This window comes from Chitinimonas sp. (genome assembly GCF_036568685.1).
Taxonomy (GTDB): Bacteria; Pseudomonadota; Gammaproteobacteria; order Burkholderiales; family Chitinimonadaceae; genus Chitinimonas.
In genome coordinates this window covers 22,235-42,383 of the sequence record NZ_DATCSC010000147.1, presented here as the reverse complement: position 1 = coordinate 42,383, position 20,149 = coordinate 22,235, and the positions used below count along the sequence as shown (strand labels likewise).

Below are 20,149 nucleotides of genomic sequence, written 5' to 3'. Positions count from 1 at the left end.
CTACTGTCCATCGTGCCGCTGGACCAGCTGTGGGTGGACGCCAATTTCAAGGAATCGGAACTGCGCAATATCCGCGTCGGTCAGCCGGCCAAGGTGGAAGCCGATATGTACGGCGACAAGGTGAGCTTCCACGGCAAGGTGATGGGCCTGTCGGCCGGCACTGGCAGCGCCTTCTCGCTGCTGCCCGCGCAGAACGCCAGCGGCAACTGGATCAAGGTGGTGCAGCGCCTGCCGGTGCGGATCGCGGTCAACCCGGATGAGCTGCGCGCCCGCCCGCTGCAGGTCGGCCTGTCGATGGAGGTGGAAGTCGATACCCGCACCGAACCGTTGCAACAGACCGCATCGTTGTACTGAGGCAGACCATCATGTCCGCGACGCCTTCCAACGACATTCCGCTACCTGCCCTCAAGGGGGCGCAGCTGGTGGGGGCCGGCCTCCTGCTGGCAGCCGCCAACTTTATCGCGGTGCTTGATACCACCATCGCCAATGTATCGGTCCCCACCATCTCCGGCGCACTGGGTGCCTCAACCAGCCAGGGCACTTATGTGATCACCTCCTATGCGGTGGCCGAGGCGATCACCGTACCGCTGACCGGCTGGCTGGCCGGCCGCTTTGGCGCGGTACGGGTGTTCGTGACCTCCATGCTCATGTTCGGTCTCTTTTCGGCACTGTGCGGCATGGCCAACTCGCTAGAGATGCTGGTGCTGTTCCGGGTGCTGCAGGGCTTGGCCGGTGGCCCGCTCATGCCCATGTCGCAAACCCTCTTGCTGCGCATCTTCCCCAAGGAGAAGGCGGCCGCCGCAACCGGGTTATGGGCCATGACCACACTGATCGCACCCATCATGGGGCCGATCCTGGGGGGCGTGATCTGCGACAACATGCACTGGTCGTTTATCTTCCTGATCAACGTACCTGTGGCCGTGCTGTGCGCATGGCGTGGCTGGAGCCTGCTCAAGCAATATGAAACCAAGCTCGCCAAAGTCAGCATCGACGTGGTTGGCCTGGTGCTCCTGATCGTCTGGGTGGCGGCGCTGCAGCTGATGCTGGACGAGGGCAAGGACAAGGACTGGTTCAATTCGCCGGAGATCGTGGGGCTGGCCATCGTGGCGGCCATCGGCTTTGCTGCCTTCATGATCTGGGAACTGACCGAGAAGCACCCGGTGGTGAACCTGCGGGTGTTCCGGCACCGCGGTTATTCGGCCAGCGTACTGACCATCTGCCTCGCCTTTGGCGCCTTCTTCGGCGCGACGGTACTGACCCCGCTATGGCTGCAGAGTTATATGGGCTACACCTCGACCTGGGCGGGCTATACCACGGCGGTGTCGGGCATCCTGGCCGTGTTGGCGGCACCCTTGGCCGCCAATATGAGCGCGCGTTTTGACCCACGGCCCTTGGTGTTCTTCGGTGTGCTGTGGCTAGGCATGGTGACCTTGTTCCGTACCCAGTCCAACCTCGATATGACCCAGTGGCAGATTGCGTTGCCGCTGCTGTTCCAGGGTCTGGGCATGCCCTTCTTCTTCGTCCCCTTGACTGGCCTTGCACTAGCCAGCGTGGACGAGGAGGAGACCGCCTCAGCCGCTGGCCTGATGAGCTTCTGCCGTACCGTGTCTGGGGCTTTTGCCACCTCGCTGGTGAATACCTCCTGGGAGAGCAAGACCACCTATAACCGGGCGGAGCTGGCCGGCCTGACCGACCGTACCGGCGAGGTGAGTACCTTGCTCAGCCAAAACGGCTACGGTCTGGAACAGGCGCGGGGCACCATAGACCAGATGGTGCAGGCGCAGAGCGTGATGCTGGCGACCAACCAGATTTTCCTCATTGCTGGTTGTGCCTTTGTGCTGGCAGCCATCGCGATCTGGCTGGCCCCCAAGCCCACACGGGTTGCCGATACCAGCGCTGCGCACTGAACCCAAGCCCGGTCATCCCGGGCTTTTTCCTGGCTGGTTGCGGCAGACCTGGCACAGGCCATCGAGTGTCAGCCGGCAGTGCTGCAGTTGGTAACCGTGGCGCTGGGCGACGGCCTGTTGTTGGGTGCTGATGGCGCTGTCGGTGAATTCCACGATGCTGCCGCACTGGCGGCAGCGCATCAGCGCCGTCGGGTCCGCCTGGCGCAAGGTATAGAGCGCCCGCTGGCGGCCGATCAGGTGCCGCTCCAGGAGACCGATGCGGCACAGTTCGGCAAAGGTGCGGTAGACGGTGGCGAGGCTGAGGTCCCGCTCCTCATGCGCCCAGCGGTGGTAGACCGCCTCGGGCGAGAGGTGAGCCTCCTGCTCCAGCATCTGCAGGATGCGCACGCGTGGCGAGGTGGGGCGCAGATGATGACTGGCGAGCAGGGCGTAGGCATCCATGGTGCCCAGCCTAGGCGTGCTCACTTATTTGAAAGTTAAGATCGGTGCAGTGAACGGCTGGTCGATGTGTTGGTCGCAGGCTATACCGTTCGTAGACCGATCAACTGGAGGAGGCCTTATGTCGTCGCAAACCCCGCAAGCTCAGATGATCCTGGTCGCCGGCCCTTACCGCTCGGGTACGGGTGACGACCCGGTCAAGATCCAGCGCAATGTGAACGCGATGCTGGATGCCTCGCTGGCGCTTTTTCGCGCCGGCCATCTGCCGGTGATGGGCGAGTGGTATGCCTTGCCCCTGATCGAGCATGCCGGCTCCGAGCGGGTGGGCGACCCGGTATTCGACGAGATATTCCACCCCATTGCCCGCCGGCTGGTGGTGAAGTGCGACGCCTGCCTGCGTATAGGCGGTCCATCGACAGGGGCGGATGAGATGGTGGCGCTGGCACAACAGGCCGGTAAGGCGATCTACCGGGGTTTGGCAGAGGTGCCGAATCTCGTGGACTAGGCTTGCGGGTGGCGGCTGGTCTGCCGCCTTAAAGCATATTGTGCAGCCGCACGGTACTGCCGTCTGGCAATGCCTGGATCTGCTTGAGCACATGGGCGGTGGCCTCGAAGTGCTCGGCGAGGCTCAGCAGCTTGAAATTGCCGACCTCGTACTTCCCCTCGGCAAACACCGGCAGCACCTTGTAGCTGTAGCACTGGCCGGCACCGGGCTTGAGGTCGGCGGCCTGCAGGTCGGCGATCAGTGCGGGCAGGAACCATTCGTCGATGGCGTCACCGCCCAGCAATGTCTGGAAGGCTTCGACGGTATCGGCCACCTGCGTGACTTCGCCCGTGCCGGTATTGAGCCAGTACACCCCGCCGGACTGCTTTTCAAAAAACATATCCCCCAGGCTGCTGAACAAGAGCGGCGCAAAGGGCTCGTCGAGCAGCCAGCCCCAGGCGGCCAGCAGATGCTGGATGGCGTCGTCGTCGGGTTGGCGGGTCAGGTCGGACCAGGTTAGTGGCATGGTATTGGGACGGGGCTGCATGAGGGCCGGCAGCATACCGGCAAAACCGGCCAGCGGGGTGGCCGTTCGGCGAGGCGTTGTGTGACCTTGGGGCCTTGGCGGTCGTCGGCTCCCTTTTTGCAGCATCGCCAAATGACGCTTGGCGGTGCTTAGACCCCTTGCGCCTTGCGCTCCGCCCGCCAGGCCTGCCAGCCATGCAGCAGCAGCGGTAGTACCGAGAGGGCGACGATGCCGAGGCAGATCAGCGAGATATTGGCGCGCACCCAGGCGAAACTGCCCAGCCAGTAGCCGGCCAGGATGAGCCCCGCGCACCAGGTGATGCCACCGGTGATGTTGAACAGCAGAAAGCGCCCGGCCGCCATGCCCGAGAGGCCGGCCAGGAAGGGCGCCAGCGTGCGCACGATGGGTACGAAGCGACCGACAAAGATGGTGAAGCCGCCGTAGCGCTCGAAGTAGTCGTGGGTCTTGGCAATGTATTGCGGCTTGACCCAGCCGCGTTTGAGCAACTGCTGCCCCAGGCGCGAGCGGCCGATGGCGTAGTTGCAGGCGTCGCCCGCGATGGCGGCAGCGGTGATCAGCAACATGGGCAGTACCGGCGAGCCGCCCACGACGCCCATGAGTGCACCGGCGGTGAACAGCAGCGAATCGCCCGGCAGAAAGGGCATGACCACCACGCCGGTCTCGACAAAGATCACCAGGGCGATCAACAGGGTGCCGAGCAGCCAGTTGTCTTGCAGCAGCTGCAGGAGTTGCTGCTCGTTGGTGAGCAGGTGCCAGAGTTCGATCAGCATGGCTTGTTTCCCGGCTGGCCTTGCGGGGCACAGTGGCTTGCTTGCGCCAGCAGCAGCGGGGGCTGCGGTGCTGCCAGGGCGGCAAGGTCGCTGCTCAAACGGTGGGTCAGGTAGGCCATGGCGATAATGGAAAGGGAGATTGTGAGCGGTAGCAACACGGATCGACGCATGGGCGGAGCCCTCTCCTGGTGGCAATCTTTCCCGGAGCTTGCAGTGGCAGACTTAAGCCAGTGTTAGTGGGCGACACGCAATTCGATCCGGGCAGGGGGTACCGGTTCGCCATCCGGGGCGTCGACCAGTATGGCGTGCGCGGCCTTGAGTGCAGCGGGCAGGGCTTCGCTCTTGAACCAGGCATATTCCACCGCCCGGGCTGGGCCGATCGCGTCGCCCGGCGCGGCCGCGGTAGCCGGATGGCACATGATCAGCCCCTGGTTGGCGGTTTGCCGCAACCAGCCGGGCATCTGCTCGGCAAAGCCCGCGGCCGGCTGCAAGGCATAGAGCCCACCAAAGCCATGGTTGTAGCGCCACCCCTCGGCATGCAGGCGGGCTTCGGTGCGGGTGGCGCCCATCAGCCACAGTGCGGCGGCCTTGTCGGCCGGGTAGGGGCGGGAGAGCGGGCTCAGTACCCGTATCCATGGGCGCTCGCTGTAGCGGCGGGCCAGCTCGTCCAGCAGCATATCCCGTAGACCGCTGAACACATGCACGTGCTGGTGGCCGTCGACAAAGGCTGGCGGCGTCTGCATCACGTCCTCGTAGTCATCCAGCTGGCGCTGCAAGGCCGCCAGCGCGATGCGGGCATCCATCAGGCCACTGCGGCAAAGCAGCATCAGGCGGCCCAGCGGCACGCTGATCGAACCGGGGAAGGGCTCGGTCAGATTGAAGTGCAAGCCGGCACGGCCGGCCATGCCGGCGGCGCGCAGGCGCTCCCCGTGGGCGGGCCACAAGGGCGATCCGGTCATGCAGGAGGTGACGCTAATTCTGCCGTAAGCCAAAAGGGTCAGAATGGCATCGCTGACTGGCTCGTTGAGTGCGTAGTCGTCGGCGCAAAGCACCAATCGCTTGGCCGGGCCTCGTTGGCGGGTGTCCTGGATGCGGGTGTAGATGTCCGAATCACTCATGGAAAAATTGACCAATGCTGGAAAGAAGCCAATCTCTGCGGCGCGACCTGTTGCTGCTCTTGGTACTGCTCTTACCCTGGTTCCTGCTGTTGACCGGGGTACGCCCCTTGAGCGTACCGGATGAGGGCCGCTACCCGGAGATCGCGCGCGAGATGCTGTTGAGCGGCGACTTTATCACTCCGCGCATCAATGGCGCGGTCTTCCTCGACAAACCGGCGTTGTACTACTGGCTGCAGGCAGTCAGCATGCAGTTCTTTGGCGTTAGCGCCACCAGCATACGGCTGATGCCGGCACTCTTTGGCGTGGCCGGCTGCCTGGCGGTATTCGCTGCCGGCTGGCGCTGGTTCGGCCGGCGTGCTGCCTGGCTTTCGGCGCTGGTGCTGGCCAGCTCGCCGCTCTATTTCATGGCCAGCCAGTACGCCAATCTCGACCTGGAGGTGGCGACCTGGATCGCGCTCTCCTTGCTCGCCTTCATGGTCGGCCGGCAAGCCACCGACCCGGCGCGGCGGCGGGCCTGGTTGTGGGCGGCCTATCTGGCTGGCGGCCTGGGGGCGTTGACCAAGGGGCTGATCGGCTTTGTGCTGCCGGCGCTGGTGATCTTTGCCTGGATGTTGTGGCGCCGTCGCTGGCGCGAGCTGCCGAGCTGGCAGCTCTATTGGCTGCCGCTCGCAGTGCTGCTGGTCTGCCTGCCCTGGTATGCGGCGGTGCAGTGGTACAACCCGCAGTTCCTGCACTTCTTCTTCGTCTACCAGCAGTTCCAGCGCTATACCGGCGGGGGCTTCAACAATGCCTTCCCGGCCTGGTTCTACCTTGCCGTGTTGGCCCTGACCCTGCTGCCCTGGAGTTTCTGGCTGCCTGGTGCGCTGCGGCATGGCTGGCAGAACCGGCACGTCGGCAATGAAACCTACGCGCTGCTGTTTGCCTGGCCGCTGGCCATCCTGCTGTTTTTCTCGCTGCCGGCCTCCAAGATCGTCAGCTATATCCTGCCGGTAACCTTCCCCTTGGCCCTGCTGCTCGGGGCCCGGCTGGACGCACGCTGGCGCGAGGGCAAGCCGGGAGGCTGGCTGGCGCTGGCCAGCGGCATACTGCTTGCCGCTTTGGGCGTGGCGGCGCTGGTGGCCGCCGGGATGCACAAGCCCAAGCTGCCGCCCGGTTGGCTGCTGGCTGGCATGGGCGCGACCCTGCTACTGGCCGCTGCGCTTTGCGCCTGGGGCTGGCGACGCGGCATGGCTGCCACGGTGCTCGGCCTGGCGCTCGGTGGTGCCGGCCTGGCCGGTTGGCTGCTGCCCGCCATCCCCTATATGGAGCGCAATTCAGCGCAGGCAGCGGCCGAAGTGCTCAAGCCCATGCTGGGGCCGGATGCGGTGTTGGTGAGCTACCGCAACTACTTCCAGGACCTGCCGCTCTACCTCAACCGGCGCGAGCTGATCCGGGTGGTGGACGACTGGCAGGACCCGGAGATCGTCAAGACCGACAACTGGCGGCGCGAGTTCTACTTCGCCCTGCGTGACCAGCCAGAGGCACGTGAATGGCTGCTTGATGCGGCCGCTTTCAAGGCCTTGCTGGCCGGGCCGCGCTCGGTGTACGTGATTGCCCGCCGCGACAACGAGGCCGAACTCATGCAGCTAGGCTTGCAGCGCTACTGGCAGGAAGGCGATCTGCAGATCTACGTCAGGCCGGACCATGCGCTGAAGTGAAAGGGCCGGGGCGTTGCTGCAACGCCCTCGCCGCCAAAGTCCTGGATAAGGCCCGTACCGCCAGACGGTGCGCGGCAGGTACTCAGCGGCGCACGAAGACCCAGCCGCGGCTGAGCAGAAAGGTCGCTACGGCAACCAGACCAAGCACCAGGGCCAGGGCAATGGCGGGTGGGAGCGGGGTATAACGCAGCAGCAGGTAGAAGAGTGCCTCATTACCGGCAAAGCCACTGCAGGCGAGCAGGAAGTAGCGGGGCAGGGTGTGGCGGTGCGCCAGGTGGCCGGCTGTGAAGGTCCAGTGGCGCTGCCCCAGATAGCTGACCACAAAGGCCACTCCAAAGCCGCCGACATTGGCCAGCAGCGGTGCCATCTGGCCCAGCATCAAGAGGTTGGCGGTGCCCCAATGCACGGCGGCAGCCAGGCTGCCGACCACGATAAAGCGAGGCAGGCGGCGCGCGCCGACCGGGTCAGTCTGCGTCATCAAAGCCGATCTGGTCGGCAACCAGATAGGTGGGGCGCTGTTTGACCTCGTTGAACACGCCGGCCAGGTATTCGCCCAGTACGCCGATGGAGATCAACTGCACGCCGCCCAGGAACATCAGGGCCACGGCGAGGGTCGCCCAGCCGGGTACCGTATTGCCGAACACCAGGGTGTCGAACACGATCCACAAGGCATTGAGCAGGGAGATGGCGGAGATCAAAAAACCGATCACACCCCAGACCCGCAAGGGTACGTCGGAGAAGGCCACGATGCCGGTCTGCGCCAGCCGCACCAGGGCCCTGAGGCCAAAGCTGGTATGCCCGCCATGACGCACCTGCACCGCAAAGGGCACCGAGACGCTGCGAAAGCCGACCCAGGCATAGAGTCCCTTCATAAAGCGACCGCGCTCGGGCATGGCCTTGAGGGCGTCGATTACCTTACGGTCCAGCAGGCGGAAGTCGCCGGCATCCATGGGGATCTCGATGCTGGAGAGCCGGTTCAGCAGCCGGTAGAACAGCTGCGCACCCAGCCGCTTGAGCGGGGATTCATCGGCGCGCGATTCGCGCACGCCGTAGACCATGTCATAGCCCTCGCGCCAGCGATCCAGAAAGATGGCGATCAATTCGATCGGATGCTGGAAGTCGGCGTCGATCAGGATGGCCACGTCACCGCGCACATGGTCCAGCCCGGCGGTGAGCGCGGCTTCCTTACCGAAATTGCGCGACAGGTTGATCAGCCGGATATGGGAGTGACCCTGGCAAAGCGAGGCGACCAGGCTGGAGGTCTGGTCGCGGCTACCGTCGTTGACCACGATGATCTCGTAGCGCGGGCTGAGCCAGGCCAATGCCTTGGCCAGGCAGGGCAGGAAGTCAGTGATGCAGCGTGCCTCGTTATAGGCCGGGACGACGCAGGAGATGTAGGGGGGCTCGACGCGCACGCCTGAATTCCCAATAAACAGAGCCTGCAGTGTAAGGAAGAAGCCTTAAAGCAAAATTAGTGTGCCTCCGCTACGGGCCAAGGGCCGATGCGAGCTCTGATGGGCTCGCTGCATTGAGGCATGTGGCAGAAGGCCTTGTCATCGCCAATATAGGTGAACGCCGGGGGGAATTGCCTAGCAGGGTTGGGGAGCTGCGGCGGCGCCATGCATTGCAAAGTGAACGATCGTTCACCATAATCGCAGCATTGGACCGGGCTGGCTGGTGCGCCATGCGCGCGAGGCTGGCGGAGTGGCCTTGGTGAACCGCACGCTGGACGACCCACACTACTATCTGCTGAATTTCCGCCGTGTGCTGGCCTGGATAGCCGAGCGCTATGGCGATCTGCTGATTGATACCGAGCAAGCCTTTCTGGCCGACTTCGCCGCCTTGCCACAAGCCGCGCAAGCGCTCCTGGTGCGCATGGTCATGCGCAAGGGCGAGCTGTTCCGCGCCAGCAAGCTGCGCTATGCCGAGATAGGCGATACCGCCTTGGCGGTGGCACCCTTGATCGAGCTGGGCTGGGTACGGCTGGATGCAACGCTGAACCTGGCGCAACTGTTTGGCCTCTGCACCAAGGCTGAATTGCAGCTGGCCTTGGCCGAACCACTGGCCGAGCGGCGGCTGAGTCAGGCCGGCAAGGCCGAGATGCTGGCGGCGTTGGTGGATACGCTGAACGAGACTCAGCCCTTGCAGGCCTGGTACCCGGCTTGTGAGGATGCGCTCTACTGGCTGACCGTGATGCCGGTGTGCGAGCGCTTCCGCTTGATGTTCTTCGGCAATCTGCATCAGGACTGGTCTGAGTTCGTGTTGGCCGACCTGGGTATCTACGACTACGAGCCGGTGGTGCTGGCACCCACGGCGCGGGGCTTTCAGCAACGGGCGGATGTGGATACCTATCTGCAGCTCGCTGAGTACCAGCGCTTATTGGCGGAAGGCGAGACCGAAGCGGCCCTGGCCGGTGTGCGCGAGGTGCCCTGCGCCAATCCCTGGCTGGAAGGGCGTCGCCGCCGGCTGTTGCACCGCTTTGGCCAGCACTATGAGCGCCTGGGGGAGCTGGAGACGGCGCTGGTGCTCTACCAGGGCAACGATTACCCCGGCGCACGGGCGCGCTGCATACGGGTGCTGGAGCGGCTGGCGCGCCACGAGGAGGCCCACGCGCTGGCGCTACAGGCCGAGTCTGCACCGGAGAGCGAGGAAGAGGCGCAGCAAGTGAGCCGCATGCTACCGCGCTTGCGCCGCCTCTTGGGCCTGCCCCCTTTGCCACGACAGGCGGCCTTGGTGCTTGAGGAACTGGCGCTCTGTCTGCCCCAGCCGAAGGACGGCAGTACGGTGGAGTTTGCAGTACGCGACCACCTCAACGCAGAGGAAGCGCCGGTCCATTACGTTGAGAACGGCCTGATCAATTCCTTGTTTGGCCTTCTTTGCTGGGAGGCGGTGTTTGCGCCTTTGCCCGGCGCTTTCTTCCATCCTTTTCATCGTGGTCCGGCCGACTTGGCCAGCCCGGACTTCGTGAGCCGCCGAGCCGACCTGTTTGCCGCCTGCCTGGCGCAGTTGGACGATGGCCGCTACCTGGACACCATACGTCGCCACTACCGCGAAAAATGGAACCGCCAGTCGCCCTTTGTGTTCTGGGGCCTGATCGATGAGACCTTGCTGGAGCAGGCCCTCACCTGCCTGCCGGCCGCGCATCTGCGCCTATGGTTCCAGCGCTTGCTGGCCGATGTCAGTACCAACCGTTCCGGCCTGCCCGACTTGGTACAGTTCTGGCCGACGCAGGGGCGCTACCGTCTGATCGAGGTCAAGGGGCCGGGCGATCGATTGCAGGACAACCAGCTGCGCTGGCTGGACTACTGCCTGGCGCACGATATGCCGGTCTGCGTCTGCTATGTGCAGTGGGTGGGTGTGGCATGAGCTATGTGGTAGCGGTGCGGGCGCTGTGCGAGTTCGCTGCCAAGCGGGGCGACCTGGATCTGCGCTTTACCCCGGCGCCGACCGCGCTGGAGGGCATGGCCGGCCACCAGACGGTGGTGCAGCGCCGTTCGGCTGGCTATATCAGCGAGCTCAGCCTCAGCGGCGAGTTCGAGGACCTGACGGTACGGGGTCGGGCCGACGGTTACGACAGTACGCGCAACCAGCTGGAGGAGATCAAGACCTACCGCGGCGACCTCAAGCGCATGCCGGACAACCACCGTCAATTGCACTGGGCGCAGGCACGGGTCTATGGCCACCTCTTGTGCCAGACGCGAGGCCTCGCCACCACCACGGTGGCCCTGGTCTACTACAACGTGGTCAGCCAGAAGGAGACGGTACTCAGCGAGGAGTACAGCGCCGAGGCGCTGGCAGACTTCTTTGCGCGGTTATGCCATGTGTTCATGGCCTGGGCCGAGCAGGAACTGGCGCACCGGGCGGTGCGCAATGAGGCGCTCTCTGCACTGACTTTTCCGCACGCGGACTTCCGGCCCGGCCAGCGGGAGCTGGCGGAGGCGGTCTACAAGACCGCCAGCCTGGGCCGCTGCCTGATGGCCGAGGCGCCCACTGGCATAGGCAAGACCGTGGGTACGCTGTTTCCCTTGCTCAAGGCCTTGCCGACACAGCAATTGGACAAGGTGTTCTTTCTAGCCGCCAAGACCCCTGGTCGGCGGCTGGCACTGGATGCCCTGGGCTTGATACGCCGGCCGCAACCCACGCCACCGCTACGTGTGCTGGAGCTGGTGGCGCGGGACAAGGCCTGCGAACACCCGGACAAAGAGTGCCATGGCGAATCCTGCCCGCTGGCGCAGGGCTTTTACGACCGTCTGCCCATGGCGCGGCTGGCTGCGGTCGAGGTGGGGGGCATGCTGGACCAGGCGACCTTGCGAGAAGTGGCTTTGGCGCACCAGGTCTGCCCCTACTACCTGAGCCAGGAACTGGCGCGCTGGGCCGATGTGGTGGTGGGCGACTACAACTATTACTTCGATATCGGCGGTCTGCTCTACGGGCTGAGCCAGCTCAACCAATGGCGGGTCTGCGTGCTGGTGGACGAAGCCCACAACCTGGTGGAGCGGGCACGCAAGATGTACAGCGCCGAGCTGGATCTGCCGGCCCTCAAGGCGGCGCAGAAGGTGGCGCCGCCCAAGGTAAAGCGCGCCTTGGGCAAGGCCAGGCGGGCCTGGGAGCGGCTGGACCGCGACCAGGAGGTGCGCTACCAGGTCTACCCTGCCGTGCCGGAGGACCTGCTGCAGACCTTGCAGCAGGCCGGCAGCGCGATCACCGACCACCTGACCGAGCACCCCACCGGCATGGACCCGGTGCTGCAGCGCTTCTACTTCGATGCGCTGCACTTCTGCAGCCTGGCCGAACTATTGGACGTGCATTCGCTGTTCGACGCCAGCCAGATCGTGGCATCGGGCCGCGGCCAGCCGGGTTCGGTGCTGTGTTGCCGCAATGTGGTGCCGGCGCCGTTTCTGCGCCAGCGCTTCGAGGACGCACATGCCGCGGTGCTGTTCTCGGCTACCCTTAGCCCCTGGCACTACTACGCCGACCTTTTGGGGCTGCCCGAGGGCGTAGGCTGGATGGAAGCCACCTCGCCGTTCCGGCCCGAGCAGCTGCAAGTGCACCTGGCACGGCATATCTCCACCCGCTATGCAGATCGTTCAAGTTCGCTTGAGCCTATAGTCGAACTGATGGCGGCGCAGTACGCCAAGCAGCCCGGCAACTATCTGGCCTTCTTCAGCAGCTACGACTACCTGCAGCAGGTACTGTCGGTGTTCCGCGCCCGCCACCCAGCCGTGCCGGTACGTGAGCAAGCCAGGCAGATGGACGAGGCTGCGCGCGAGCAGTTCCTGGCCCACTTCGAGGTGGGGCGGCAGGGCATCGCCTTTGCGGTGCTGGGGGGGGCCTTCGGCGAGGGCATAGACCTGCCCGGCGAGCGGTTGATCGGCGCCTTTGTCGCCACCCTGGGCCTGCCACAGCTCAACCCGGTCAATGAGCAGATACGCCAGCGCATGCAGCAGTGCTTTGGTGCCGGCTACGACTACGCCTACCTCTACCCCGGCCTGCAGAAAGTCGTGCAGGCAGCAGGCCGGGTGATACGCACTACCGAGGACAGCGGTGTGGTCCATTTGATCGATGACCGCTTTACCCGACCCGAGGTCCAGGCCCTGCTGCCGCATTGGTGGCCGCCCGCGCGGTGAGCGGCCACCTAGTAAGCTCACACGGCTTGTGCGATCAATTGTCTAAGGACGGTGTCCAGCCCGGTCACCCCTTTGCGTGAGCGGCTGGCGCCGCCATCGAAGTCTATCCAGCCAGCATTGAAGCCATCCAACATCTGCATGCGCGGTAGCGGGTTCTGCATGCCCTGGGCACGGAACTGCGTTTCCCATTGCTCCCGCGGCACGGCCTCTGCCTTGACCTCACGGCCCAGGAGGCGGGCCAAAGCGGCGGCCAACTCGAGTGGCGAAATGCGCTGCTCCGCTTCCAATTCAACGATGCGCTGGCCTACCCAGCTTGTCAGCAGCAGCTCTGCTGCAACCTTGCCGACGTCGGCGGTCGCGACCATGGGTATAGGCCGGGCCAGGGGTTGCAAATAGCTGCGCAACACGCCCTCGTCGCGTGCGGCAGCCACATCCCAGGCGGCGTTCTCCATAAACCAGGCTGCCCGCAAAAAGGCAATGGGCATGGGTAGGGTGCCGAGCTGCTGTTCCATGATCTGCAGCTGGGTCAGCAGGTTGGGTTGGGTTGCCTGAGCGCCGACGGTGGAGAGGCAGACCACCTTGGCTGGCCGCGCCTGCAACAGTGCTTCGTACAATGCCGCGACATTGCGACGGGTCTCGGCAAAATCAGGCGAGGGGTCGAAGTGCGGCGGCAACAGTACGAATACGCCCTCGGCTCCATCAAAAGCATGGCTTAGCGCTTCGGCGTCGGCCATCTCTGCGATGGCAAGCTCGCAACCTTGTTGCAGCCAGGGGACCCCCTTGGCGGCACTACGTACCACGGCTCGCACGGGCTTCCCTGCCGCCAAGAGCTTGCGCGCCACCACGCCGCCCACCTGTCCGGTAATGCCGGTAATCGCATACATCATCGTTCTCCTTGTCTATCGAGGGCAGCCCCTGCTGCCTTGGGACGGATTCTGGGCAAGGCAGGGGTATTCCGCGATAACATGAATGTCATTTTATTGGTGACTAGGAAGCATGAATCATGGCATTCGATGAGCGTCTGATCGGTGGTGTGGGCGTGCTGGCGGCCATCGTGGAAAGCGGCAGCTTTGCTCGCGCGGGCGAGGTGCTGAACATGTCCCAGTCCGGGGTCAGCCGGGCGGTGGCGCGGCTGGAGGCGAGGCTGGGTACGCGGCTCTTTGATCGCACCACCCGTTCAGTTACTTTGACCGAGGAGGGAAGGCGATTCTATGAGCAGGTCGTACCGCTGATGGCGGGTCTGGAAGAAGCTGCCAGCTCAGCCGCCATGGGGGCAAAGGCGGTACGGGGTCGCCTGCGCATCAACGTCGATCCCTTCTTCTCGCGTTTGATCCTGGGGCCGCGATTGGGGGCTTTCCTGGCACTGCATCCTGACCTGCAACTCGATCTGGTGACCCGCGATCAGTTGGGCGACATGATTGCCGAGGGTTTTGATCTGGCGGTACGTTTTGGTTACCCGCAGTCGTCCAGCCTTGTGGCGCGCCGGCTCTTGGAGACGCGCATCCTGACGGTGGCGGCCCCCAGCTATTTGGCTCGGCATGGCTGGCCCAGCACGCCGGATGAACTGGTAGGCCACACCTGCATCCAGTTCCGAGAGGCGGACACTGGCCGGCCCTACGCCTGGGAGTTTCATCGCGGCGGCGAGCGCAAGGTGGTAGCCACGCGCGGCCAGCTGATGGTGAACGAGGCAGGCACCCTGCTCGGCGCCAGCCTCGCCGGTTACGGCATCAGCCAGATCATGGCCTGGGGCAGCGAGGAGCTGTTGGCGACTGGCCAGTTGATGGAGCTGTTCCCAGACTGGCCGGATGAGCGCTTCCCACTCTACGCACTGCACCCCTCGCGCCATTACCAACCGGCCAAGACACGGGCCTTTCTGGACTTTCTGGTCGGGTTGGCGGAGGAGGGGACGGCCTAGGCCTGATCCCAGACTGGGCCAAAGGCCGGGCTGACCAGTCGCAGATTCTTGGGCAAGGCGGCGATCTGGCTGCGGTCCTCGTCGCTCAACTGCAGCTTCAGCGCGTCAAGGTTGGCCTGCTGGCTCTCCCGTCGGCCGGCCTTGGGGATGGCGGCCACGCCGTCCTGATCCAGCAGCCAGCGCAGCGCCACCTGGGCCGGGGTGGCGTCATGCCGTGCGGCGATTTGCGCCAGTACCGGATGCTCGGCCAGCCTGCCCTGGGCCAGTGGACAGTAGGCGACGACCGGCACGCCATGCTGGGCAAGGTAACGCCTGACCGGCGTCTGATCGAGCAGCAGGTGGTACTCGATCTGGTTGCAGGCGATGGCCGCACCGATCTCCTCTATGCTTTGGCGCAGCAGCGGCACAGTGAAATTACATACGCCATAAGCGCGGATACGGCCGTCCTCGCGCATGCGTTCCAGCGTAGCGAAGATGGCGGGCAGGTCCATGCCGGGGCTGGGCCAGTGCACCAGATAGAGATCGACCTGTGCCAACCGCAGCTTGCGGAGGCTGGTCTCCAGCGCACGTTCCATATCGGCAGGCTTCAACTGGTCATGCCAGACTTTGGTGGTGATATGCAGGCTGTCACGCGGCAACGCGGCCTGCGCCAGGGCGGCACCGATCTCGGCCTCGTTCTCATACATCGTGGCGGTATCGATATGCCGATAGCCCAGTGCGAGGGCACTCTCTACGCCCGGTTGGCAGGCAGCACCCTCCATGCGGAAGGTACCGAGCCCGAGCTTGGGCAGGCGGATGCCTTGGGTGTGCAGGTAGTCAATATCATGCTCCTGTTCGCGCCACCGTGGCGGCTGTTGGGGGGGAGGCCCGGCCGGGCTTGGCGGGGCCGACAACCCGGTGGATCATAGACGTCCCCGGACGGCACCAGAAGCGACCCCAGCGCATGGGTCCCATGACGGCCCGGCATGGTTCCCCCGCCATCTCAAAGGACGCTGATGCAACGTATAGGCTTGATCTCGGATACCCATGGATTGCTGCGCCCCGAGGCATTGGCCGCCTTGCGCGGCTGTGATCATCTGATCCATGCCGGCGATATCGGCAAGCCGGAAATCCTGACCGAGCTGGCACGGCTTGCACCGCTGACGGCGGTACGCGGCAACAATGACACGGCACCCTGGGTGGCCGAGCTGCCGGAGCAGACCTGGCTGGAGCTGGATGGCGTACGCATCTATGTGCTGCATGACCTGGCTGAGCTGACACCGGATGGTCCGGCCGGTGCGGCGCGGGTGGTGGTCAGTGGCCATTCGCACCGGCCGCAGGTGGTATTGCGCGATGGCTTGCTGCTGGTGAACCCCGGCAGCGCCGGGCCCCGCCGCTTCAAGCTGCCGGTGAGCGTGGGCGAGCTTTGGTTGGCTGCGGGTGGGGTGAGTGCTCATATCCGTCCGCTGCTGCTGGCTTAGCAGCGCCGCCATGCGCTCGTGTCTATCGCCCGGCATGGGCATAATCGCCGAACACTGGCATGCCGCCTGATAATAAGAGGAGACAAGATGTCTAAGCGCCATGGACTAGCCTGGCTCGGGGCCGTATTGCTGTGCCTGATCTGTGTTACTGGCCCAGCCCAGGCGGCCGAACCCGGCCCGCAGGCCGCTCGCGAGTACCGTTTACGCCATATCGTGGCCAAAAGCCAGGGAGAGGCCCAGGCCATCATCGTGGCGCTCGAAGCCGGCAACGGCCCCTTTGCCACCTGGGCCAGCAAGCTCTCGCGCGACGCCAGCACGGCAAAAGAAGGAGGCGAGCTAGGCTGGCTGCAATTGGCCTTTCTGCCGCCGGCCATCTCGACCGCGCTCTTGACGCACACGGCGCCTGGTCTCTTGCCCGAACCGGTGGAAACGCCGCTGGGTTGGCATGTGATCGAGATCGAGGCGATCCGCGACGCAGCAGCGGACTGTGACTTCGATTGCACGGTACAGCGCCACCTGGCCGCCATCGACGCCCGTGACTGGCCGGCCTACGAGGCAACGCTGGCGCATGGCGAAACGCTCAGCCTGGTCATGCCCAACGGCCGCTTCAGCAGCGCTGGCGCCGCCTTCCGCAAACAGATGCAGGCCTGGTTCGCCGACAGCGACTGGCGCTGGCAACATGCCCCCCTCCACCGCCAGTTGGGCAAGGACTGGGGCATGGTGCTGCTGAAGGTGGCCTACGAAGACAAGGACGAACAAGGCAAACCCTACCAGCTGGACTACCTGCTGCAGCTCCTGTTCGAGCGCCAGCCGGATGGCTGGAAGCTGGTGCACGACCAGAACACGATGATGCCCCGGGCCGACAAATAGACGGACCGTAGGTTGACGCTTCGCTCAAGCAAAAGGGTAGGGTTGCGGCCCCGCCTAAAGTATCGCTGACCAAAATTCAGTAAGGCGCAACGCCAATTCCGTGCGCGCGAGCGCAGCGAGGTTCCCCCGCCGGCGGGCTGGGGCGGAGAGGGTAGGGATGCGATTAAGAGTGTGCCGCAGTGTCGGGGCGCACGAATGTTAAGCGCCCGGGTTTCCCGGGCGCCTGCGCCATATTTAGTTGCTGACATGCTGCGCGTAAGCCCAAATAGGCACTACGCGAAGGTGTCGATATTATTGCCCTTGCCCGGCTCCTTGACCGTTTGCCGCGCGGCTTGCTGCTGCTCCTCACGCTTGGGTGGCTCGGGTTGCACCTGGCGCTGTTGTTGGGCATTGCTGGCCTGCAGGGCCTGCCTGCTGGAATCGACGCTGCCGACATTCATGGTGGGCTCCTGTCTGCTTGTGGATGATAGGCAGTTTGGCACCTCACCCTAGGCCCGACGCTGAATCGGACAAGTTTGCCGATAAGCGGTCGCCTGCTTTCAATTGGCCGCCAGCAGCCTATCCAGGCGCAAGCGATCGCGCTCGTCGGTCAGCCGCCAGACTGCCAGATAGGCTGTACCGCAGGCCGCCAGAAAGCCGCCACCGGCCAAGAGGCAAAGCAGCAGGATCTGGTAGCGCGCGGCGGCGATCGGGTCCATGCCTGCCAGGATCTGGCCGGTCATGATGCCGGGCAGGGTGATGATGCCTGCGGCAGCCATCTGGTTGAGCAGGGGCAGGATGCCGGCGCGTACCGAGCGCCTTAGCAGGTCGTGGCAGGCCTGGTAGCGGTTGGCGCCGAGCGTGAGCCGGGCCTCGATGGCCTGCCGCTCGCGGCTGACTGTGCCATAGACATGGTTGAGCGTGACGCTGGCCGAATTCATGACCGTACCGAGCACGATGCCCACCAGCGGGATCAGGTGCCGTGCGTCGTACCAGGGCTGCGGCTTGAGCGAGGAGGTCAGCGCGAACAGGGTGATGCCCAGCGTCGCCAGGGTCACCGGCAGACCGCCCACCCCGTAGTGCCAGGCCTGTTTGAGCCGCCGCTCCTGGCGCGAGGCGACCTCATGGCAGGCCGCCAGCAGCATGACCGCGACCACCCCGGCGCTGAGCCAGCCGGACGACCAGGCGAACAGCTGGCGCAGGAATAGGCCGACCAGCAGCAGCTGTACCACCATACGGGTGGCTGCCAGCAGAAAGGTGCGCTGCAATCCCAGTACCAACAACAGCGATAGCAGCGCCGCCAGCAATACCAGCGTACCGCCTGCGGCCAGCTCCAGGCTACCCAGTTCGACGGGGCCGTTCATGCTGCCTCCAGCCCATGCTGCTGTACGCGCCAGTGCTGGCCGCCGAGCCGTTGCGCCTGGGCGGTGCTGTGGGTGACCAGCAAGAGGCCCTTGCCCTCCCGCCGGAGCTGTTCGAGTACCGCCTCCACGCGCAGGGTATTGGCTTCGTCCAACGCCGAGGTCGGCTCGTCCAGGAGCAGAAAGTCCGGCTGCTGCAGGATGGCCCGCACTAGCGCCAAGCGCTGCCGCTCGCCGCTGGAGAGTTGCGTCAGGGGTGCATCCAGCAGCCGCTCGGGCAGGCCCAGGGCGGCGAGCAAGGCCTGGGTCTGGTCGCTGTCTGGCAGATGCTCGCGCACCGTATCTGCCCACCAGCCCGCCTCTGCCGGCAGGTAGCAGACCTTGCGGCGCCACTGCGGTGCCGACATGGCGCGGCAGGCCGTAGCGCCCAGCCTGACTTCGCCGTTGCAGGGGTCGAGGTCGGCCACCATGCGTAACAAACGGCTCTTGCCCACGCCCGAGGGGCCGCTCAGGCTGACGCACTCGCCCGCCGCAACGGTCAAGGCATAAGGGCCATGATCGCCGCTACGCAGGTCGACGATGTGCAGGGAAGGGCGGTCGTGCATACGGGCTCCTCAAACTGGCCATTCATAGCCAGAAACAATTATGGCCAACGGAGACTTATATTGGACTGAAGACGCGCTGACTTTTAGCATCGGCGGCCTGCCTTTGTTTCCATGCCCATCATGCCCAGCCCCGCCGCCTCTCTGCCCAAACCCAAGGTCAAGCTCCTGCCTGAGCTACCTGCCATGGCCTATGTGGCCCAAGGCAAGGGCCCGCCGGTGGTGCTGGTGCACGGTTCGCTCTGCGATTACCGCTACTGGACGCCGCAGCTCAAGACGCTGCCGACCCGCTATCACTGCCACGCGCCCAGCCTGGCGCACTACTACCCGCCGCTGGCTTCGGCCCAGGGCACGGTCTTTTCCTGGCAGGCGCATGTGACCCAGCTGTCGGCGTTTATTGAGGCACTGGGGCTGGGGCCGGTGCACCTGGTGGGCCATTCGCGCGGCGGTGGCATTGCCTACCAACTGGCGCTGGCGCACCCGCACCTCTTGCGCAGCCTGGTGCTGCTGGACCCGGGTGGGCCGGTAGGCGAGGCGCAAGGGCTGGCCGAGGACCAGGCCGAGCTGCGCGCCGAGGCCGCCAGGCTGGTGACGGAGGGTGACGCCGACGCTGGCTTGCGGATCTTTATTGATGCGGTCAGCCGGCCGGGCTTCTGGGACAAGAGCGATGCGGACTTCCGTCGTATGACGCGCGACAACGCGGCCACCCTGCCACTGCAGCTGCAGGACCCCATGCCCGCCTATGAAGCCGAGACTGCCTGCACCCTGCGCTGCCCGACCTTGCTGGTCGACGGCGAGCTCAGCCCCGCATCTTTCCGTGAGACGGTGGCCTCGCTGGCTGAGTGGCTACCCATGGCTGAACAGATCACCATCGCCGGTGCTTCGCACGGTATGAGCCTGACCCATGCTGGCGCGGTGAACCGGGCGCTGATGGCCTTCTGGCAGAACGTCTGAACGCTTAGGCCGACGTTGCGCGCGCCTCGAACAGCTCAACCGGATTGCCCGAGGGGTCATCTACCAACACTTGCCGACCTCCTGGGCCGTGTACCGGCTCGCTACGCAATCGGGCACCGTGGGCCTTCAGCTTGGCGATGGCAGCATCCAGTTCGTCGACCTCAATCACCAGCCGGTTCCAGCCGCCGCTCTCGGGCACTTGGCCGTTGGCCAGCGGCTTACTGGCTGAACTACCTGGGCCGCTCAACCACAGCGCCAGCCCATCCCGCGTCAGAATGGCGAAAGGGGGCCCCCAGCGATCCGACAGCTCGAAGCCCAGTGACTGGTAGAACGGCAGAGCGATATCTACGTCATGCACCAGGTAGCGTATGGTTGCCATGCATCCCCTCCCAGCAATCGGGTTGATCTGCCGGTACTCTA

Annotated in this window: 22 protein-coding genes; 10 read left to right on the top strand and 12 right to left on the bottom strand. The window is 64.9% G+C overall.

Features of this window, described 5'->3' with window-relative positions; all coding sequences use genetic code 11:
• Both VIM95_RS21870 and VIM95_RS21865 read left to right on the top strand, forming a co-directional pair.
• The coding region (locus VIM95_RS21870) for an HlyD family secretion protein (RefSeq protein ID WP_349258190.1) at positions 1–354 on the top strand (354 nt) is incomplete at its 5' end.
• A gap of 11 nt (positions 355–365) precedes the next feature.
• On the top strand, positions 366–1,907 hold the full coding sequence (locus tag VIM95_RS21865) for a DHA2 family efflux MFS transporter permease subunit (RefSeq protein ID WP_331989985.1): 1,542 nt from the start codon (positions 366–368) through the stop codon (positions 1,905–1,907).
• Between the two features lie 12 nt (positions 1,908–1,919).
• Here VIM95_RS21865 and VIM95_RS21860 read toward each other — a convergent pair whose 3' ends face one another.
• The gene (locus VIM95_RS21860) at positions 1,920–2,348 is read right to left on the bottom strand and encodes a Fur family transcriptional regulator (RefSeq protein WP_331989983.1); all 429 of its coding nucleotides are present in this window, start codon (positions 2,346–2,348) and stop codon (positions 1,920–1,922) included.
• A gap of 118 nt (positions 2,349–2,466) precedes the next feature.
• Here VIM95_RS21860 and VIM95_RS21855 point away from each other — a divergent pair, with 118 nt between their 5' ends.
• On the top strand, positions 2,467–2,850 hold the full coding sequence (locus VIM95_RS21855) for a DUF4406 domain-containing protein (RefSeq protein ID WP_331989981.1): 384 nt from the start codon (positions 2,467–2,469) through the stop codon (positions 2,848–2,850).
• Positions 2,851–2,878: 28 nt separating this feature from the next.
• Here VIM95_RS21855 and VIM95_RS21850 read toward each other — a convergent pair whose 3' ends face one another.
• The 3 genes from VIM95_RS21850 to VIM95_RS21840 all read right to left on the bottom strand — a co-directional run bounded on the left by VIM95_RS21850 (position 2,879) and on the right by VIM95_RS21840 (position 5,264).
• The gene (locus tag VIM95_RS21850; RefSeq protein ID WP_331989979.1) at positions 2,879–3,376 is read right to left on the bottom strand and encodes a hypothetical protein; all 498 of its coding nucleotides are present in this window, start codon (positions 3,374–3,376) and stop codon (positions 2,879–2,881) included.
• A 128-nt stretch (positions 3,377–3,504) separates the two neighbouring features.
• Positions 3,505–4,146, bottom strand: a complete 642-nt coding sequence (locus tag VIM95_RS21845; RefSeq protein WP_331989977.1) for a VTT domain-containing protein — start codon at positions 4,144–4,146, stop codon at positions 3,505–3,507.
• A 233-nt stretch (positions 4,147–4,379) separates the two neighbouring features.
• Positions 4,380–5,264 carry a ChbG/HpnK family deacetylase gene (locus tag VIM95_RS21840; protein ID WP_331989975.1) on the bottom strand — a complete coding sequence of 295 codons (885 nt, stop codon included), beginning with the start codon at positions 5,262–5,264 and terminating at the stop codon, positions 4,380–4,382.
• 14 nt (positions 5,265–5,278) lie between these two features.
• On the opposite strand from VIM95_RS21840, the gene VIM95_RS21835 reads away from it, so the two are divergent.
• Positions 5,279–6,961, top strand: coding sequence for a phospholipid carrier-dependent glycosyltransferase (locus VIM95_RS21835; RefSeq protein ID WP_331989973.1), 1,683 nt, complete (start codon positions 5,279–5,281; stop codon positions 6,959–6,961).
• A gap of 82 nt (positions 6,962–7,043) precedes the next feature.
• Here VIM95_RS21835 and VIM95_RS21830 read toward each other — a convergent pair whose 3' ends face one another.
• A complete protein-coding gene (locus tag VIM95_RS21830; RefSeq protein WP_331989971.1) occupies positions 7,044–7,439 on the bottom strand; it encodes a GtrA family protein in 396 nt (131 codons plus the stop codon).
• On the bottom strand, positions 7,426–8,376 hold the full coding sequence (locus tag VIM95_RS21825; protein WP_331989969.1) for a glycosyltransferase family 2 protein: 951 nt from the start codon (positions 8,374–8,376) through the stop codon (positions 7,426–7,428). The genes VIM95_RS21830 and VIM95_RS21825 overlap by 14 nt, the downstream gene beginning before the upstream one ends.
• Positions 8,377–8,674: 298 nt before the next feature.
• Between VIM95_RS21825 and VIM95_RS21820 the strand changes: the two genes are divergently transcribed.
• Both VIM95_RS21820 and VIM95_RS21815 read left to right on the top strand, forming a co-directional pair.
• On the top strand, positions 8,675–10,327 hold the full coding sequence (locus VIM95_RS21820) for a VRR-NUC domain-containing protein (RefSeq protein WP_331989967.1): 1,653 nt from the start codon (positions 8,675–8,677) through the stop codon (positions 10,325–10,327).
• Positions 10,324–12,588 (top strand): ATP-dependent DNA helicase, encoded by a 2,265-nt coding sequence (locus tag VIM95_RS21815; protein ID WP_331989965.1) that lies wholly within the window; start codon positions 10,324–10,326, stop codon positions 12,586–12,588. Before VIM95_RS21820 ends, VIM95_RS21815 begins: the two co-directional genes overlap by 4 nt.
• Before the next feature lie 17 nt (positions 12,589–12,605).
• Here the strand turns inward: VIM95_RS21815 and VIM95_RS21810 are convergent, their stop codons facing one another.
• Positions 12,606–13,475, bottom strand: a complete 870-nt coding sequence (locus VIM95_RS21810; RefSeq protein WP_331989963.1) for an NmrA family NAD(P)-binding protein — start codon at positions 13,473–13,475, stop codon at positions 12,606–12,608.
• Between the two features lie 116 nt (positions 13,476–13,591).
• Here VIM95_RS21810 and VIM95_RS21805 point away from each other — a divergent pair, with 116 nt between their 5' ends.
• Positions 13,592–14,503, top strand: a complete 912-nt coding sequence (locus VIM95_RS21805; RefSeq protein WP_331989961.1) for a LysR family transcriptional regulator — start codon at positions 13,592–13,594, stop codon at positions 14,501–14,503.
• Here VIM95_RS21805 and VIM95_RS21800 read toward each other — a convergent pair.
• Positions 14,500–15,396, bottom strand: a complete 897-nt coding sequence (locus VIM95_RS21800; protein ID WP_331989959.1) for an aldo/keto reductase — start codon at positions 15,394–15,396, stop codon at positions 14,500–14,502. The genes VIM95_RS21805 and VIM95_RS21800 overlap by 4 nt on opposite strands.
• 102 nt (positions 15,397–15,498) lie before the next feature.
• Between VIM95_RS21800 and VIM95_RS21795 the strand changes: the two genes are divergently transcribed.
• Positions 15,499–15,963 (top strand): metallophosphoesterase family protein, encoded by a 465-nt coding sequence (locus tag VIM95_RS21795; RefSeq protein WP_331989957.1) that lies wholly within the window; start codon positions 15,499–15,501, stop codon positions 15,961–15,963.
• Between the two features lie 87 nt (positions 15,964–16,050).
• On the top strand, positions 16,051–16,833 hold the full coding sequence (locus VIM95_RS21790; protein ID WP_331989955.1) for a peptidylprolyl isomerase: 783 nt from the start codon (positions 16,051–16,053) through the stop codon (positions 16,831–16,833).
• 272 nt (positions 16,834–17,105) lie between these two features.
• Here the strand turns inward: VIM95_RS21790 and VIM95_RS21785 are convergent, their stop codons facing one another.
• The 3 genes from VIM95_RS21785 to VIM95_RS21775 all read right to left on the bottom strand — a co-directional run bounded on the left by VIM95_RS21785 (position 17,106) and on the right by VIM95_RS21775 (position 18,778).
• Entirely contained in the window at positions 17,106–17,273 is a 168-nt protein-coding gene (locus tag VIM95_RS21785) for a hypothetical protein (protein WP_331989953.1), read from the bottom strand.
• Positions 17,274–17,372: 99 nt separating this feature from the next.
• Complete coding sequence (locus VIM95_RS21780) at positions 17,373–18,176, bottom strand: ABC transporter permease (protein WP_331989951.1); 804 nt, start codon at positions 18,174–18,176, stop codon at positions 17,373–17,375.
• Positions 18,173–18,778, bottom strand: coding sequence for an ABC transporter ATP-binding protein (locus VIM95_RS21775; RefSeq protein ID WP_331989949.1), 606 nt, complete (start codon positions 18,776–18,778; stop codon positions 18,173–18,175). The genes VIM95_RS21780 and VIM95_RS21775 overlap by 4 nt, the downstream gene beginning before the upstream one ends.
• 120 nt (positions 18,779–18,898) lie before the next feature.
• Here VIM95_RS21775 and VIM95_RS21770 point away from each other — a divergent pair, with 120 nt between their 5' ends.
• Positions 18,899–19,729, top strand: a complete 831-nt coding sequence (locus VIM95_RS21770; RefSeq protein WP_331989947.1) for an alpha/beta hydrolase — start codon at positions 18,899–18,901, stop codon at positions 19,727–19,729.
• A 4-nt stretch (positions 19,730–19,733) separates the two neighbouring features.
• Here VIM95_RS21770 and VIM95_RS21765 read toward each other — a convergent pair whose 3' ends face one another.
• Complete coding sequence (locus VIM95_RS21765) at positions 19,734–20,108, bottom strand: VOC family protein (RefSeq protein ID WP_331989945.1); 375 nt, start codon at positions 20,106–20,108, stop codon at positions 19,734–19,736.
• Positions 20,109–20,149: the final 41 nt, after the last annotated feature.